This window comes from Alistipes communis (assembly GCF_006542665.1).
Lineage (GTDB): Bacteria > Bacteroidota > Bacteroidia > Bacteroidales > Rikenellaceae > Alistipes > Alistipes communis.
Window position 1 is genome coordinate 779,572 of the sequence record NZ_AP019735.1, and the last position, 16,750, is coordinate 796,321.

The following is a 16,750-nucleotide window of genomic DNA, read 5'->3' on the forward strand; positions in this document are numbered from 1 at the left end:
AAACAAACGAAAAGCACATGAAGATGAAACGAAAAAGCACGGCCGTCCTCGTCGCGGCCCTCGTCGCGGCCTGCGGGCTCTGGTTCGCGCTGCGCCCTTCGAAGCAGACCGGAATCACGTTGGAAACAGCTGCGACGAGCCGCATCACGATCCGCAACTCCGTCACGGCTACGGGAACGGTGGAACCGGTCACCGAAGTGGAGGTGGGTACGCAGGTATCGGGGATCATCGACCGGCTCTACGTCGACTACAACGACGTGGTGAAAGCCGGACAACTCATCGCCGAAATGGACAAGGTGACCCTGCAAGCCGAACTGGAATCGTCGCAGGCCGAGCTGGCGAGCTGCAAGACCGAATACGAATACCGCATGAAGGAGTACTCGCGCACGCGCACCCTCCACGAGAAGGAGCTGGTAAGCGACGCCGAATACGACGAAGCCCTCTACCTCTACGAGAAGGCGCGCAACGCCTACGAACAGGCCCAGGCCGCCATCGTCAAGGTCAAACGCAATCTGGGCTACGCGACGATCACCTCCCCGATCGACGGCGTGGTCATCAGCCGCGCCGTGGAGGAGGGGCAGACCGTGGCGGCGGGCTTCGAGACGCCGACGCTCTTCACCATCGCCAACGACCTGACGCAGATGCAGGTCGTGGCCGATGTCGACGAAGCCGACATCGGGCAGGTATCCGACGGACAGCGGGTGGAGTTCACCGTCGACGCCTACCCCGACGACACCTTCGAGGGGGTGGTGGAGCAGGTCCGCCTCGAAGCGACGACCGAATCGAGCGTCGTGACCTACGAGGTGGTCATCACGGCCTACAACCCCGAACTGAAACTCAAACCGGGGCTGACGGCCAACGTGACGATCTTCACGCTCGAAAAGGACGATGCGCTGGCCGTCCCGACCAAAGCCCTGCGGTTCGTCCCCGACGGGGAGCTGCTCGCGGCGCTCGGCCTGCATGCCGAAGCCGCCGCAGAGGCCGAACCAAGCAAACGGGAGCTGTGGGTAAAACAAGGGACGACGCTCGTACCGCGGTACGTGACCGCCGGCTCGGCCAGCGGCGAACTGACCGAGATCGTCGACGGGCTGAACGACGGCGAGGAGGTGGCCGTCTGCCTGACGGCGGAGCGGACGGAGCCCGAAGCCGCCGCCGAACGGAGTCCCTTCATGCCTGCCCCTCCGGGCGGCGACAAAAAGAAGAAATAAACCCATGAAAGAGATCATCAGGCTGGACGACATCCGGCGCGATTTCCGGGTGGGAGACGAGACGGTACATGCACTGCGCGGCGTCACCTTCACGATCTGCGAAGGGGAGTTCGTCACGATCATGGGTACCTCCGGATCGGGCAAGTCGACGTTGCTCAACACGCTCGGCTGCCTCGACACCCCCTCCGCGGGCGAATATTACCTCGACGGTACGGCGGTGCGTTCGATGGACAAGAACCAGCGCGCCACGCTGCGCAACCGCAAGATCGGTTTCGTCTTCCAGAACTACAACCTGCTGCCCAAGACGACGGCCATCGAGAACGTCGAACTGCCGCTGATGTACAACCCCTCCTGTTCGTCGGCCGAACGGCGCGACCGCGCCGTGGCCGCGCTCAAAGCCGTCGGACTCGGCGACCGGCTGCTGCACCGCAGCAACCAGATGTCGGGCGGACAGATGCAGCGCGTGGCCATCGCCCGCGCACTGGTAAACGATCCGGCGGTCATTCTGGCCGACGAGGCGACGGGGAACCTCGACACGCGGACGAGTTTCGAGGTGCTGGTGCTCTTCCAGCAGCTGCACGCCGCGGGACGCACCATCATCTTCGTCACGCACAACCCCGAAATCGCACAATACAGCAGCCGCAACATCACCCTGCGCGACGGCCGCGTCACGGGCGACGTGCGCAACGCCGCTATTCTCGACGCGGCCGAGACGCTGGCTCAGCTGCCCGAACAGGAGGATTGAACATGAATTTCACGAATCTCTTCAAAATAGCCGTCAAGGCGCTCGGAAACAACAAACTGCGCGGATTTCTGACGATGCTCGGCATCATCATCGGCGTGGCGTCGGTCATCACGATGCTCGCCATCGGGCAGGGATCGAAGCAGAGCATTCAGGCCGAGATCAGCGAAATGGGGTCCAACATGATCATGATCCATCCGGGCGGCGACATGCGGGGCGGCGTCCGGCTCGACGCCGACGACATGGAGTCGCTCAAACTCAAAGATATGGAGGACATCCGCGAAAAGACCCGCTACGTCTCCTACGTCTCGCCGGCGGTCAACAGCGCCGGACAAGCGGTCTACGGCGCCAACAACACGCCCACGACGGTCTACGGCGTGAACCTCGACTACTTGGAGATCCGCCGCTACAAGATCGCCGACGGCGATGCCTTCTCCGAGCAGGAGATCAAGACGGCCGCCAAGGTGTGTCTGGTAGGCAAGACGGTCGTCGACGAACTCTTTCCCGCCGGCGAGAACCCCGTGGGGCGTGTCATCCGCTTCGGCACGATCCCCTTCCGGATCGTCGGCGTGCTCGAAAGCAAGGGCTACAACAGCATGGGCATGGACCAGGACGACCTGATCGTGGCCCCCTACACGACGGTGCAGAAGCGCATCCTCGCCATCACGCACTTGCAGGAGATCGTCTGCTCGTCGCTGAGCGAAGCCTGCACGGACGAGGCGATCGCCGAGATCAGCGACATCCTGCGCACGAACCACCGCCTCAAAGCCACGGACGACGACGACTTCTCGATCCGTTCGCAGCAGGAACTCTCGTCGATGCTCACCTCGACGACCGACATGATGACCGTCCTGCTGGCGGCCGTGGCGGGCATCTCGCTGCTGGTGGGCGGCATCGGCATCATGAACATCATGTACGTCTCCGTGACGGAGCGCACGCGCGAAATCGGCCTGCGGATGTCGATCGGCGCCAAGGGACGCGACATTCTGGCGCAGTTTCTCATCGAATCGATCCTCATCAGCGTCACGGGCGGCCTGATCGGCGTGGTATTCGGCATCGGGGCCGCCGTGGTGGTCAATCTGGCGGCGGCCTTCCCCATCTACATCCAGCCGTGGAGCGTCCTCCTCTCGTTCGCCGTCTGCACGCTGACGGGCGTCTTCTTCGGGTGGTACCCCGCGCAGAAGGCGGCGATGCTCGACCCGATCGAGGCGATCCGTTATGAATAATCGGAAATAATCGTTAATTTTGTTCGGCTATGACCGCTCTGCAATCGAAATATTCGGGCTGGCTGATCCACCTGACGGCATGGGCCGTGATCTTCGGGATGCCGCTGTTCGTCACCTCCCCCGACCGGCCGCTGATGACCGGTTCGGAGTACCTGCGCTTCCTGCTCGTACCGCTCTCGTTCATGGTGGTCTTCTACACGAACTATTTCCTGCTGATCGAACGATACCTCTTCACCCGTCAGACAGGCCGTTTCCTGGGCGGCAACGCGTTGTTGATCGCCGCGGTGATCGTCGGGCTGCACCTCCTGTTCCGCTACGTGCTGCCGCCCGATGCGCAGCACCCGCCCCTGCCGCGGCCGTGGCAGGACTCCGTGCGTTTTTTCGCCGGAAACGCCGCGCTCTACCTGCTGGTGGTGGGTGCGGGAGTCGCCATCCGCATGACGGGCGGCTGGTACAAGGCCGAAGCAGCCCGGCAGGAGCTGGAACACAGCCGCACGCAGGCCGAACTGCAAAACCTCAAAAGCCAGCTCAACCCCCATTTTCTGTTCAATACGCTCAACAACATCTATTCGCTCATCCAGATCGACGCCGACCGCGCGCAGCAGGCCGTCCACGACCTGAGCCGGATGCTGCGCTACGTGCTCTACGAAAGCAGTTGCCCCACGGTGCCGCTGGCCGCCGAGGTCGAGTTCCTGCGCGACTACATCGAACTGATGCGCATCCGCCTGCCGCGCCACGTGGAAGTCGGAGTCTCGCTGCCCGAAGAACCGTCGCCGACGCCCGTGGCCCCGCTGCTGTTCATCTCGCTGATCGAGAATGCCTTCAAACACGGCACGAGCAACGACAGACCGTCGTTCATCCGGATCGACATCCACGAGCGAGGCGGCGAACTGGTCTGCCGCATCCGCAACAGTTGTTTCCCCAAGACGGCTTCGGATCGGAGCGGTTCGGGCATCGGGCTGAAAAACCTCTCGAAACGGCTGGAGATGATCTATCCGCAACGCCACACTTTCGAATACGGAGAGCGGGGCGGCACCTACACGGCGTTGCTGCGCATCAAACTGCACGAACGATGAAACTGAACTGCGCGATCATCGACGACGAACCGCTGGCCGTGGAGCTGATGGAGGGATACGTGCGCAAGACACCGTTCCTGACGCTGTGCGGCTCGTTCGGCAGCGGCTCGGCGGCCTTCGACATGCTGCGCGACCGCCCCGTCGACCTGCTTTTCTGCGACATCCAGATGCCGGGGCTGAGCGGCATGGAACTTTCGCGGATGCTCCCCGCCGACACGCGCGTGATCTTCACCACGGCTTTCAGTCGCTACGCCGTCGAAGGCTTCCGCGTCAACGCGGTCGACTACCTGCTCAAACCGATCAGCTATGCCGACTTCCTCGCAGCGGCGAACAAGGCGCTGGCATGGTTCGAACTGAAAAACCGCGCCGAAACGCCCCCGCCGGCCGCAGCTCCGCAAAGCCTCTTCGTCAAGACCGAATACCGGCTGCGGCAGATCGGATTCGACAGCATCCTCTACATCGAGGGGCTGAAAGACTACGTGAAGATCCACGTCGAGGAGGAGACGCATCCCGTGCTCACGCTGACCAGTCTCAAATCGCTGGAAGAACAGCTGCCCGCCGACCGGTTCGTCCGCGTCCACCGCTCCTTCATCGTGCAGCCTTCGAAGATCCGCTCGATCGAACGCAACCGCATCGTCTTCGGCAAGGAGTACATTCCCGTCTCGGAGAACTACCGGCAGGCGTTCTTCGACTTTCTGGCCGAACACTCGCTGCTCTTCTGATCTCCGCACGGCATGCAATCGGCAGACCCGCCGCTCGACAAGCCTACCGCTCCATCCGCTCCGCCTCGCGGTCGCGGATCGCGCGCAGCTCCTCCCGTCCGACGGGAAGACCGACGAAATCGGCCGGATAATCGGTTTCGATAATATCCGGTTCGGAGAGGAGCGTGCGCAGGTACTCCACACGCCGGTCGCGGCGATCCTTCACCCGATCGGCCGATCCCGTGACAGAGACGATCACCATCACGCCGCGGTCGTGGAGCTTTTCGTAGATCTCCGTCATGGCGGGATCCATCGCCTTGCGGCTCGCGGCGATGAGGTAGCTCCACGGAATCCCGCTCCGCTCGAAAGCCCGAAACTGCTCGGGCGTACTGATCTCGATGCAGAACATTGCGTTGCGCACCCCCGCATTCCAATAGTACAGCGCCTCGTCGAGCGAGCGGACGCTCAGGAAGATGTTGTGGTATTCCGACCATGCGCCGCCCGGCAACAACTGCTCGACGTAATAATCCAGCGCCCGCCGTCTCTCCGCCTCACCGACGCCCTTCGTGTTGATATACTTGTTGTCGAAATTGAACGCCACCTTGTCTTTCCCCCATTCGAGCACCTCGGCGAGCGTCGGAATGCGGTAGTCGGTCACGTTTCCGTCGCGGTCGACCAGCCGGAACCGCTGCAACTCCTCGTAGGTGTAGTCGGCCACGCGCCCCTTGCCGTCGGTCGTGCGGTCGATCGTCAGGTCGTGCATGAGCACCATCACGCTGTCCTTCGTGAAGCTGAAATCGATCTCGAAGAAGGTCGGCATCATCGACAGCGTCTTCTCGCACGAAGCGATGCAGTTCTCGGGATACCCCTCCTGCATACCGCCCCGATGGGCGCTGATGATGATGTCCCGCCCGGGGACATAGCGGAAATAGGACTGGAACTCCTCGAACGAGGCGATCTTCACCGCGTGGTCTTCGCCCGCGACCGGATAACCGGCCTGCCGGCCGCCGCAGGAGAGCATCGTCGCCGCGGCGAGTATCGTCAAATAGCGTTTCATCGGTTGTATTCGTTACGAAAAATTACATGCGACCCGTCCGTCACGCCCCGACGGCCGACGGCACCCGCGCATAAGCGTCGACCAGCGCCGCCACGAGCCTGTCGTCGTCGATGCCGGTAATCCGCCGCACGGCAGCCGGCAGACCGATCCGGGCGATCGTCTCCCTGATCTCGGCACACTGCCCGTCGGCCGGATCGTCGAAATGCAGCGCTGCGGCGGCCGCGAGCGCCAGCTTGTCCACGGCAAGCCCGTAGCCCGCCGCCAGCGTGATCGGATAGGAGAAATAGAGCGGTGCGGAGAGCTTGCGGGCGGGATCGTGCCCCACGCGGGCTACCGTATCGCGCAGCCACGGATTGCGGAACCTCCGCAGCACGGAGTCGATGTAGGCGGCGTGCTGCGCCCTGCCGAAACCGAACTTGCGGATCAGCGCCTCCCCGCTCTGCCGCATCGCACCTCGCACCAGCCCGAAAATCCGCTCGTCGGCGAGCGCCTCGGCGATGGTGACATACCCTTTGAGATGTCCCAGATAGGCCGTCGCGCAGTGTCCCGTGTTCAGCGTGAAGAGCTTGCGTTCGATGTGCGCCTCCAACTCGTCGGTCAGGTGCATTCCCGACAGTTGCGGCGGTTCGCCCACCCACGCGCTCCGCTCGACGTTCCATTCGTGAAACGCCTCGGCGGCCACGTCCAGCGGTTCGGGAAAGGCGACGGGCGGCACGATGCGGTCGACCGAACAGTCGGCGAATCCGACCGTGCGCTCCGCCCATGCGGCCGTCGGCGCATCCAGCGCCTCGTATACGGACGCTTTGAGGCGCGAGGTCGCACGCACGCCGTTCTCGCAGGCGACGACGTTGAGCGGCGCAGCGACTCCGGCCGCTTTACGCGCCCGCAACCCTGCGGCGATGACCGGTGCGACCCGAGGCAGGACACCCAGCCCGACGGCCGTCGTCACCAGATCGGCGTCGACCAGCCGCCGTACCGCCTCCCCGCTGTCCGCCCGCACGGCCGACACGCCGGCGATCCGCAGCTCGGCGCAGATTTCGTCCGTCACATGGACCGTATAGCCCCGCCGCCGGTTGATCTCGTCCACCAGCTGCGGATCCGCCTCCGCGAAACAGACCTCGTATCCGGCCTGCGACAGCAGGGCGCCGATAAAACCGCGGCCGATCTTGCCGGCCCCGAAATGAATGGCTCTCTTCATGATCGTCGTTCGTTTTCGGCAGTCGCTTCCCCGTACCGGACTCCGCCTTCGCGGAACGGAGCGGAGGACTGCATTTTCAGAAAAGAATAGGGAACCGGAGTCCCCCATTCGCGTATTTTCGAATCACTTCGCAGTCGAAACGCAGGTGATCGCTCCCTGCTCGACGACCAGCTTGGAAGCCGCATCCTGCAACGCACCGTAGAGATAGTTGTCGGCCGGCACCGTCGTCGTGAAATCGATCGTCCTGGTCTGCCCCTCGGCGTTTATCGTCCGCGTCAGCTTGCCGTAGATCTTCACCGATTCGACCGTTACCTCGATCTTCGACTTGATGCGTCCGACCAGAATGCCCGCGCAGCTGCTGTTCTCGTGCGCCGGATCGGCAGTCGTACCCTTGTCGCCGTCGTAATTGTAGAGCGTCGTCGACACCACGTCGGCATCCAGCGCGCAGTCGGTGATCGTGAAGGCGAGCGTCGCCCATCCGAACAGACCTCCGGTATGGGCGAGAAGATTCTCCCTGCCGGTGTTGTTGAGCACGTCGCCGAAGTTGCGGCAGCCGGTCGCATCGTGCGCGATCATGCCGCTGATACCGCCGATCGAGAACTCCGATGCGCCCTTGCCGCCGCCCCGGGCCTCGACCTTGCCGTAGTTGGTATTCCCCTCGAAGACCGCCGTACCGCCGCAGATACCGCCCATGCGGGCCTGACCGGTCTTCGCCTTGTCCGACACGGGGGCATCGGCCAGAACGTCGCCCCGGTTCTCGCAGTTGCGGATCGTGTTGGGCGTATCGCGGTTCTCGCCGTTGGCGTAGGCCGCGATGCCGCCCAGCAGGTTGTTGGCCGCCTGCGCGGTCGCCAGCGTGACGGGGGCCTCGTTGCGGCAGTCCTCCACGACATACCCCTTTCCGATATCGAGCCGTCCCAATACGCCGCCCACATAGACGGCCTTGGCCGCCGACACCTCGTCCGAGTAACGGATCTCGCCCTTGTTGACGCATCCCGTAACGTCCGAGTAGGCCCAGCCGCCGACACCGGCCACGGCCGCAGCGTCGCCCGGCGTCTTGCGGCGGACGGTGATCCGCCCCTCGTTGGTATTGTCCGCGATGACGTTGCCGGCAGCTCCCTGACCGAAGATTCCGCCGATCACGGTCGTACCGCTCGCATCGACGTTCATCGCGATGCCGGCCGTATTCGTACACCCCACGATCTGCGCCTTCTCGCCCAGCTTGCCGGCGACGGCACCCAGCGTCACCTTGGCCGTCGCGGTCGTCGTGAACGAGCCTGCTACCCGCAGGTTCTTCACCGTACCGTCGAGCGTGGCGAAGATTCCCGCCTGTTCGTCGCTGCCCGAATAGTTCACCGTGAGCGTCTTGCCGTTGCCGTCGAACACACCCGCGAATCCGGCGATCGGCGTCCATGCCTCCGACACCGCGATGTCGGTGTGCAGGACGACCTCGCCCGCCGCGTTTTGGAAACGTTCGGCCGTGGGATCGACCGCCACTTCGGCCGCGAAGGCCCGCAGGTCGGCCTCGGAGCGGATGCCGTCGTAGACCTTCGTCGCGGCCTCGACCTTTTCGATCAGCCATGCGGGATAGTTCGTGCAGAGCGCCTTGAAACGCCCGGCCGCCGAGCAGTAGTAGTCGACCGCTTCGGTCGTATAGACGGCATTGCCGTCGCCCGCCTGCCGGTCGACGTTGAAGACGCTCAGCGCCACGCCCTCCTTTTCGAACTCTTCGAGCGTCCGCGTACCCTTACCTCCCGCCTCGGCCGACATGTAGCTCGCCGCCGAGAGGTTGGCCCAGGAATACCCCAGTCCGACGTATTCGCCGGCCGGGCGGTTGCTCATCCAGCCGATCGGTATGCCGGCCGCCTTGGCATAGGCGAATGCCGACTTCATCACGGTAGTGTTTCCGGTGCAGATGAACTCCACGAAATGTTTCGCCCCCATCTCCGTCGCGATCTCGCACGAACGGCGCGCGGCGTTGATCGCATACTCGGTCAGCGTCGAGGGATAGGTGATGTTCTTGATGTCGAGCCACAACCGCGTGGGGCATCCCTCCTTCATCACCTCGCCGAGGAAATCTTCCAGCGAGGGCAGCTGTTCGCCGTTGGAGAGTCCGCCTCCCGCGCGCAGTTCAGCCAGCGTATGCTCCCACGGGTGCATCCCGTTGATCTGGCACTTGCCGTCGGCATGGGCCACGACGACGTTGTCGTCCTTCGTCCAGTAGATGTCGCACTCCGAGCCGTAGCATCCCTGCCCGATGGCATAGCGGAGCGAAGCCAGCGAATTGTCCGGCGCCTTGCACTCGGTCGCGCCGCCGCGGTGGGCGACGATGTTATTGGTACACGCGGCTGGCTTCAACAAGCCGTCGTCGACCTCTTCGTCGGGATTGGGAATCTGGCTCCAATCGGGCTGCGCGGGCCACTCGTCGTCGGTGCAGGCGAAAAGCAGGAGCGCGGCCGCAGTCAGTGAAAATATCTTTTTCAACATGGTTTTCGTTTTTTGAACATGCTATTCGTTTGCGATCGTTTCGCCGCCGCTCCGTACCCCCGATCCATCCGCAAAGGGAGAATCGGGGGCCGGACGGACGACGCAGAGAGATCGGACATTACTTCTTGTAGTTCTTGACGCACCGCACGGCACCGCCGCATCCGTTGCCGAAATCGAATCCGCCGTTGGTGCGCATGTTGGCTTCGCGGCTCTGGTTCCAGATGCGCCAGCCGGCCTTCTTCGTGGCCGAATAGTCGCCGATGAGCGGGATGAACGAGTACATGCGCGGATCGTTGTCGCCCGGACCGTAGTCGTAACCCGTCTTGTAGAGGCGCCAGCCCTGACTGAACATGTTGAATCCGAAATCGGCGGCCGCTGTCGAAATCTTCTCGGCCGGACAGTCCGGATTGTAGATGTTCCAGTCGGAGGTGAAGAGCAGCGCTGCGAAGTTGGTCAGCGTACCGCCGCCGAAGGCGCGGTAGGTGGCCGTTGCGGCATCGACGGGATAATCCGCCGCGCCCTGTGCATGGGCCGCCCAGACGAGGTCCTTCCAGTCCTGCATGTTGGCGATGTGCCAGCCGTAGGGGCAGATGCCCTGGATCTGCATCTTCAGGTTGGGATGCTCGGCTTCGGCCTGCGCGTCGCCCGCGGCCGTAGCCGCATAGACGGCCAGATCGGCCGGCATGATGCTTTCCAATACATAGCGATCGCCCACGGCATCGATCAGCGTCGTGCCCGGTTCGCCGAACGGACAGTTTATCAGCACCGACGAACCGCCCTCGCAGGCGTTCAGCGCACCGTTGGCGGAACCCGTCAGCGACTCGTAGGAGCTGTACAGACGACCGTAGGTCTCGGCCAGCGGCCGGCCCGAGCCGTCCTTCGCCTCGACGATCGATCCGCCGTTCTCCTCCGTATCGTAGGCCGGATTGCGCGAAGCGTAGGGCGCTTCGTTGCCGTAGCCTCCCGTCTGATGACCGCTCACCAGCCCGCTGCCGAGCTTGTAGCGGCCGATCGTCGCGTCGCCCGCCCAGTGCAGACCGACGGTCATCCACGTCTTCGTACCACCGTCGCGCGTCACGTATGCCTTGGTCGGATAGGCCGCCACCTCCGTATCGGGCATGCAGTTGGGCGTCGTCACGCGCTCCCACGACCAGGTCATCGCATTGAAATCGACCGTGAACCTGCGCACGCCGTCGATGTCGATGTCGGGGCCGGCGGGCAGCTGCGTCTCCGCCGTCGGTATCTCCGCGACGGTACCCTCCTTCGTCAACGCATAGCAGGGATAGGAGACCGTGCGGCCGTTCTTGTTGAGCAGCACGGGATTGCCGCCGTCGGCCGAACGCAGGAAGTAGAGCGTCCCCGTATATTCGCCGGCCGCCTTGCGCGTCAGCTCATAGGCATCGCCGACGGCCAGCGCGTCGGCCGACGCGCCGTACATGTAGTAGTAGTCGTAGGCGGCATTCTGCGTCACCGGAATTTCGAGCGTCGCCATACTCGTATCGGCCGATCCCACGACGATGCGGAGCGTCGCCGCACGCGGCCGTTCCTGATCGTCCCACTGCGAGGCGGTCAGCGTCAGCGTGCCGACGCCGCCGTCGCCGACGGTCAGCCAGTCGGCGGAGCCCTCGCCATAGACGACTTCATACGCATAGGCATCGCCCATGTTGCTCGTATAGGTCACCGTCTCCGACCCGCCGGCAGCCATGAACACGAGCTGTGCGGTCTCGGACGTAACCGCAGCGTCGGCCTTCTGACCGAGCTGCGTGAATTCGTAGTCGGCCGTCGTACCGTCGGCCGCAGCGATCGTGACGACCACCGTGCGGCGATACTCCGTGTTGGGTTGCAGCACCAGTTCGATGCCGTCCGCCGAGAGATCGTGGCGCGCGCCGCCGGTCGCCTCCTCGAAGATCGACGCCACGGTCGTCCTGCGCACCGTCGCCCATACGGCCGAGGCCGGAACGGAGGCCTCCCACGCCATATCCGAAACCGCAGGCCCGACGTTGACGGTCACGGCCGAAACGAAGCTCTCGTTCCCCGATGCGGTGGTGCCGTCGGCATTGAAAAGTTCCACGTCGGGATAGAGCGAGATCCGCGTCGCGGTGTCGAAGCAATCGGTGCCGTCGTCGTAGCACGACACCGAAACGAGCAGGATCGCACAGATCCATGCCGCTGTTTTTATCGTAGATTTCATGTTTCTGTCGAATTAGATGTGTATCAATACCAGCCCTCGGTCTGCGTGAGATTCGAGTTCTTGTCCCGCGCGGATTTCGAGATCGGCCACAGAAGGATGTTCGTGTTGTTCCGGTTCGCCGCAAGGTAGTCGTTGTAGTCCCATATCTTGTCGAGCCGGATCAGCGCCCACCAGATGACGCCCTCGGCCGGAAATTCGAGGAAATACTCGTCCACGAGCGCTTCGAGCACGGCTTCCTGCGAGGCATCGGTATAGTAGTCGTCTTTTCCGTAAGCACGTTTTGCGATGATGTTCAGCGATTTGAGCGCACCGCCGTAGTCCTTGCGGTAGTACTTCAACTCGGCATCCATCATCACGGCCAGCGCCGCACGATAATAGATCAGATCGGCGTCGAGCACCATCTTGCCGGCACTCATGTCGCCGAGGAACTTGCGGCAGAAGGTCAGCCGGCCGCCGTCGGCACCGTAGTCGCCCTCGCCCAGATTGTACTTGACGCGGGTGTCGCCCCGATTGTCGCGGCTGTCGCGGAGTTTTGCGAGGAATCCCTCGCCGTAGTCGAGCCACTGCGTCTCGTAGATCGGCACGGGATTGCCCTGATAACCCTTGGCCACGTAGGCTTCGGGAAAGGCGAAATACCAGCTGTAACCGCCCGTCTTGGATTCGGTCTGGTCGTTGTAGAGGGCGAAGACCACCTCCTTGCTGTTCTTCGAAGGCTTCGCGTTGTCGGCCATGCGGTCGAAAATCTGGCCGTAGTCGTCGCACAGCAGCGACGGGGAGATGCCGATCGCTTCGAGCGCATCCTCGGCACCGTCCAGGTAGGCGTCGCCGCCCTTCTGGGCGGAGTACATCCAGAGACAATACTCCGCTTTGAGCATCAGCACGGCCGTCTTCGTAGCCAGATACTTGTCCGATCCGAGCGCGTCGGAGAGCGCCAGCGCCGATTCGATGTCGGAGCCGATCCGCGCATAGACGTCGGCTTTCGGCGCACGCACGGGGTAGGTCTCGGGTTGGTCGACCGATTCGATCGGCCGCAGGTTCAGCGGCACGTCGCCCCACAGGCGCGCGGCCCAGAAATAGGCGTAGGCACGGGCGAAATAGGCCTGTCCCATCGCCCAGTTGCGCTTGGCGTCGGTCATCGGGATCGCGGTGTCGGGCGCGTATTTGAGCACGGCGTTAGCCTGATCGATCGCCGAGTAGAGGCCCGACCACCCGCAGGAGGTGATGTTGGCCGTCATCGTGTTCTGGATCACCTCGCGGCCGACCCATACGTTGAAGAGCGACGACGGCCCCCACATGTATTCGCCCACGCGCAACTCGCCCCAGTAGAAGACGTTGATCTGGCTCTGGACGAAATTCGAGCGGAGCTCGGAATAGATGCCGTAGGTGGAACCTTCGACCTGCTCCGCCGTTTTCCACATGTTGCTGACAGACAGCTTATTGTCTTGCGTTATATCGAGCATGTCGCAGGATACGGCCGAGACGGATACCGCGACGACCGCGAACCATCCCTTTATGCTGCTTTCGATTCTCATGGTTGATTCGATTTAGAAGGTGACTTTCAGGTTGAAGAGGAACTTGCTCGTAGGCGGGAAGATGTTCGGCCGCGAGTCGGAGCTCGAATTGGCCGTCGACACCGAGGTGTAGTGGCCCGAACTCGACGTGGCTCCCATACCCGTTTCGGGGTTGATCGCACCCGTGACGCCCGTCCAGTAGGCGATCGTATTGCAGGTAATGCCCACCGTCAGCTTCTTCATGTGCAGCTTGCGCACCCACCGTTCCGGCAGGTCGTAGTAGAGCGACACGTCGCGCAGACAGAGGTAATCGGCCTTCTCGACGTTGAAGTCGGAGGCGCGGCCCCAGTTGGCATTGCCGTAATCGCCGTCGTTGGGGAAATAGCGGGCGTATTTCGCATTCGTGTCGCCCGGGTACTTCCAACAGTCGTAGACGTAGGAGGCGATGGCCGAGTTGCTCTGCCCGATCGTGTTCTGGATCATGCGGGTCTTCATGTAGTTGTAGATCGAATGTCCGAGCGCATAATCCAGGTAGATCGACAGCGTCAGCCGCTTGTAACGGAACGTGTTGCTGATACCGCCCGTCGAGTGCGGCACGACGTTGCCCAGGTAGAACATGTCCTCGGCGTTGATGATTTCATTGCCGTCGGCATCGCGCGCCGAACCGTAACGGTTGCACCACTCGTAGTCGCCGGCGTCCTTGCGGCCCGGAATCTGCTGTCCGTCGCTCACGCGGTGGCCTTTCGACAGGGCGTCGTAATAGGCTGCGTCGGCCTCGGCCTCGGTCTGGATGATGTGGTCGATCTTGTAGCCGTAGATACGCCCCAGCGACTCGCCGACAGCCGTGCCGCCGAATCGGTATCCCGTCTCCGACATCTTGTAACCGCCTATGCGGTAGGCCTTCCGGCCGGTAGGGTTGCCGTACATGTCCACCTCGTCGTAGGCGTACTCCTCGGGCAGCGACAGCACCTTATTGCGGTTGTAGGAGTAGGTCAGCCCGAGGTTCCACGAGAAGTTCTTGGTACGGATCACCTCCGCGTTCAGTTCGGCCTCGAAACCGTAGAAACGGGCGCTGCCCACGTTGGCCTTCACGCTCGAATAGGGGCCCGTGTCGGGCATGGTGATCGAGAAGAGCATGTTGTCGGTCTTCTTGTTGTAGTAGTCGAAGATGAAGCGCACGCGGTCGTTGAGGAACCCGACGTCCAGCCCCACGTCGAGCTGCGTGGTCGACTCCCACTGCATGTCGGCGTTCTGCATGGCCGACGGCAGGAAGGTCGTATGACCGTTGTACTGCCCCGTGGCGAAGGCGCCGTAGGTGTCGTAGAGTCCGATGCCGTTGTTACCCGTCTGACCGTACGACACGCGGAGTTTGAGGTTGTTCATCGTGCGTCTGACCCCCTCGAAGAAGGGCTCTTCGCTGATGACCCACGCCGCCGAAGCCGCCGGGAAGAATCCCCACTGGTTGCCCTTGGCGAATTTCGAGGAGCCGTCGTAGCGGAACGTGGCCGAAACGATGTATTTCTGTGCGAAGTCGTACGACACGCGGCCGAACAACGACATGAGCGCCTGCTTTTCGTCCTTGTTCGACGCCTTGAAGTTGATGCCCGAATCGAGAATGGGCACGTCGTCCGAAGCCGAACCCGTCGAGTTGGAGGTGAGGTACCAGTAACGCTGGCTCATCAGCTCGTAACCGAGCGTCGCCCCTACCGTATGTTTGTCGGCGAAGGTGCGGTTGAAGGCCAGGTGCGCCGTGAAGGTGTCGCGGACGGTCTGCGTGCGCGTCTCGGTAGTCGAACGCGTCTGGCTGATGAGGTTCGGGTAGCCGTCGACCTCGCCGCGGGCGTAGTAGCTGCCGCGGTAGTTGTTGCCGTAATAGTTGTACTGGGCCGTCGCCGTAAGCCCGTCGATGATCCGCCATTTGAGGTTGAAGGTGCTCGAAATACGATCCGTGGCGGCCTCGCGGTCGTAGAACGCTTCGTAGAACGAGGCCAGCTGGGCGTTGGCGTTGCCGCCGCTGGACATCCAGCCGACCTCTTCGTCGAAGCCGCGCGCCGTCGGGGCGAACATGATTCCCCGGCCGAAGGCGTTGAAGTAGTTGTCCACGAACTTGCTGCTCCGCTGGCGCGAAATGTCGAACGTCGTGGAGGCTTCGAGGCTCTTGGTGATCTTGAAGCTGGCATTGCCGTGCGTGGTGAAGACGTCGTAGTCGCTCATGGCGAAGACGCCGCCGTCGTCGAGGTAGCTGATCGACGCGGCGTAGCTCATCCTGTCGCTGCCGCCGTTGACGCCGATATACTCCTTCTGCCAGAAGGCTTCGCTCATCCATTGATCCTGGAAATCGGTATCCGTGAAGATGATGACCTTGCTGTTGTCGAGCGGATCGAACATCCACTCGTAGCCGTCGGGCACCGTACCGCCGTATTCCAGATAGCGCGTGGTGAACTGGTTCCTGTTCGACGTGTTCCCTGTTCCCACGGCGACATTGGCGCCGTCCAGCCACGAACTGGCGGCCAGCGTGCCGGTCGACTTGGCGTAGATGTTGGCGATGGCCGGACGCACCAGCGCGATCTGCTCGCGCGAACTGAGCAGGTCCCACTTCTTGGTCGGCGCCGAGAAACCCACCTGTACGTCGAAGACGACCTGGGGTCCCTGCGAGGGGCTGCCCTTCTTCGTCGTGACGATGATGACGCCGTTCGATGCGCGTGCGCCGTAGATCGCGGCCGAAGCGGCGTCCTTCAACACCTCCATCGACTCGATGTCGTTGGGGTTGACGCCGCTCAGGTCGTCGCGCAGCGCCCCGTCGACGATATAGATCGGGTCGTTGCCCATGTTGATCGACGATCCGCCGCGGATCAGGAAACGGGGCGCCTCGCCCGAAAGCGAGCTGTTGGTGGCCACCCGCAGACCCGCGACCTTGCCTTTGAGGGCGTCGCCCACGGTCGAGACGGGAGCGCCGTAGAGCTTGTCGCCGTCGATTTTGGAAATCGAGGTGGTCAGCGTCTTGCGCGACTGGGTACCGTAGCCGATGACGACCACCTCGTCCACCATTTTGAGATCCTCCTCCATCGCCACGTCGATCGTCGTGCGTTTGCCGACGGTCTCCTCGACGTTCTTATAGCCCAGATAAAGGAATTGCAGCACCGACGCCTCACCGTCGACACGCAGCGCATAGCGCCCGTCGTTGTCGGTGGTAACGCCCTTGTAGGTTCCGGCCACCATGACCGTAACGCCCGCCAGCGGATTGCCCGACCCGTCGCGCACGACGCCCGAAACCGCGATCGTCGACGCGGAGGAGGGGGGGGTACGGCCGCCTTGGAGATGCGCACCAGCCGCCCGTCGAACTCGAAGGCGAC

The 16,750-nt window shown here is 62.9% G+C and carries 11 protein-coding genes; 5 read left to right on the forward strand and 6 right to left on the reverse strand.

What is annotated here, in order from left to right; all coding sequences use genetic code 11:
- Positions 1 to 23: 23 nt before the first annotated feature.
- From FMF02_RS03265 to FMF02_RS03285, 5 genes are read left to right on the forward strand one after another with little or no spacing between them, the layout of a single operon-like run.
- Positions 24 to 1,208 (forward strand): efflux RND transporter periplasmic adaptor subunit, encoded by a 1,185-nt coding sequence (locus FMF02_RS03265; protein ID WP_141412200.1) that lies wholly within the window; start codon positions 24 to 26, stop codon positions 1,206 to 1,208.
- Between the two features lie 4 nt (positions 1,209 to 1,212).
- Positions 1,213 to 1,953 (forward strand): ABC transporter ATP-binding protein, encoded by a 741-nt coding sequence (locus FMF02_RS03270; RefSeq protein ID WP_019131419.1) that lies wholly within the window; start codon positions 1,213 to 1,215, stop codon positions 1,951 to 1,953.
- A 2-nt stretch (positions 1,954 to 1,955) separates the two neighbouring features.
- The gene (locus FMF02_RS03275) at positions 1,956 to 3,176 is read left to right on the forward strand and encodes an ABC transporter permease (RefSeq protein WP_141412201.1); all 1,221 of its coding nucleotides are present in this window, start codon (positions 1,956 to 1,958) and stop codon (positions 3,174 to 3,176) included.
- A gap of 29 nt (positions 3,177 to 3,205) precedes the next feature.
- Entirely contained in the window at positions 3,206 to 4,252 is a 1,047-nt protein-coding gene (locus tag FMF02_RS03280) for a sensor histidine kinase (RefSeq protein ID WP_141412202.1), read from the forward strand.
- Positions 4,249 to 4,974 carry a LytR/AlgR family response regulator transcription factor gene (locus FMF02_RS03285; RefSeq protein WP_141412203.1) on the forward strand — a complete coding sequence of 242 codons (726 nt, stop codon included), beginning with the start codon at positions 4,249 to 4,251 and terminating at the stop codon, positions 4,972 to 4,974. Before FMF02_RS03280 ends, FMF02_RS03285 begins: the two co-directional genes overlap by 4 nt.
- A gap of 43 nt (positions 4,975 to 5,017) precedes the next feature.
- On the opposite strand, the gene FMF02_RS03290 is transcribed toward FMF02_RS03285, so the two are convergent.
- The 6 genes from FMF02_RS03290 to FMF02_RS03315 form a co-directional block, all read right to left on the reverse strand.
- The gene (locus FMF02_RS03290; RefSeq protein WP_141412204.1) at positions 5,018 to 6,010 is read right to left on the reverse strand and encodes a glycerophosphodiester phosphodiesterase family protein; all 993 of its coding nucleotides are present in this window, start codon (positions 6,008 to 6,010) and stop codon (positions 5,018 to 5,020) included.
- A 40-nt stretch (positions 6,011 to 6,050) separates the two neighbouring features.
- Positions 6,051 to 7,208, reverse strand: a complete 1,158-nt coding sequence (locus FMF02_RS03295) for a mannitol-1-phosphate 5-dehydrogenase (protein WP_141412205.1) — start codon at positions 7,206 to 7,208, stop codon at positions 6,051 to 6,053.
- A 123-nt stretch (positions 7,209 to 7,331) separates the two neighbouring features.
- On the reverse strand, positions 7,332 to 9,695 hold the full coding sequence (locus tag FMF02_RS03300) for a glycerophosphodiester phosphodiesterase family protein (protein ID WP_141412206.1): 2,364 nt from the start codon (positions 9,693 to 9,695) through the stop codon (positions 7,332 to 7,334).
- Between the two features lie 118 nt (positions 9,696 to 9,813).
- Positions 9,814 to 11,886 carry a BACON domain-containing protein gene (locus tag FMF02_RS03305; protein WP_141412207.1) on the reverse strand — a complete coding sequence of 691 codons (2,073 nt, stop codon included), beginning with the start codon at positions 11,884 to 11,886 and terminating at the stop codon, positions 9,814 to 9,816.
- Positions 11,887 to 11,909: 23 nt separating this feature from the next.
- The gene (locus tag FMF02_RS03310; protein ID WP_141412208.1) at positions 11,910 to 13,418 is read right to left on the reverse strand and encodes a RagB/SusD family nutrient uptake outer membrane protein; all 1,509 of its coding nucleotides are present in this window, start codon (positions 13,416 to 13,418) and stop codon (positions 11,910 to 11,912) included.
- Positions 13,419 to 13,430: 12 nt separating this feature from the next.
- Positions 13,431 to 16,658, reverse strand: a complete 3,228-nt coding sequence (locus FMF02_RS03315) for a SusC/RagA family TonB-linked outer membrane protein (protein WP_244611620.1) — start codon at positions 16,656 to 16,658, stop codon at positions 13,431 to 13,433.
- Between the last annotated feature and the right edge of the window lie 92 nt (positions 16,659 to 16,750).

Coding starts and splice junctions, on each gene's coding strand:
- FMF02_RS03285 (WP_141412203.1), top strand. CDS start 4,249: ATGAAACTGAACTGCGCGATCATCGACGACGAACCGCTGGCCGTGGAG.
- FMF02_RS03305 (WP_141412207.1), bottom strand. CDS start 11,886: ATGAAATCTACGATAAAAACAGCGGCATGGATCTGTGCGATCCTGCTC.
- FMF02_RS03295 (WP_141412205.1), bottom strand. CDS start 7,208: ATGAAGAGAGCCATTCATTTCGGGGCCGGCAAGATCGGCCGCGGTTTT.
- FMF02_RS03265 (WP_141412200.1), top strand. CDS start 24: ATGAAACGAAAAAGCACGGCCGTCCTCGTCGCGGCCCTCGTCGCGGCC.
- FMF02_RS03310 (WP_141412208.1), bottom strand. CDS start 13,418: ATGAGAATCGAAAGCAGCATAAAGGGATGGTTCGCGGTCGTCGCGGTA.
- FMF02_RS03280 (WP_141412202.1), top strand. CDS start 3,206: ATGACCGCTCTGCAATCGAAATATTCGGGCTGGCTGATCCACCTGACG.
- FMF02_RS03300 (WP_141412206.1), bottom strand. CDS start 9,695: ATGTTGAAAAAGATATTTTCACTGACTGCGGCCGCGCTCCTGCTTTTC.
- FMF02_RS03270 (WP_019131419.1), top strand. CDS start 1,213: ATGAAAGAGATCATCAGGCTGGACGACATCCGGCGCGATTTCCGGGTG.
- FMF02_RS03290 (WP_141412204.1), bottom strand. CDS start 6,010: ATGAAACGCTATTTGACGATACTCGCCGCGGCGACGATGCTCTCCTGC.
- FMF02_RS03275 (WP_141412201.1), top strand. CDS start 1,956: ATGAATTTCACGAATCTCTTCAAAATAGCCGTCAAGGCGCTCGGAAAC.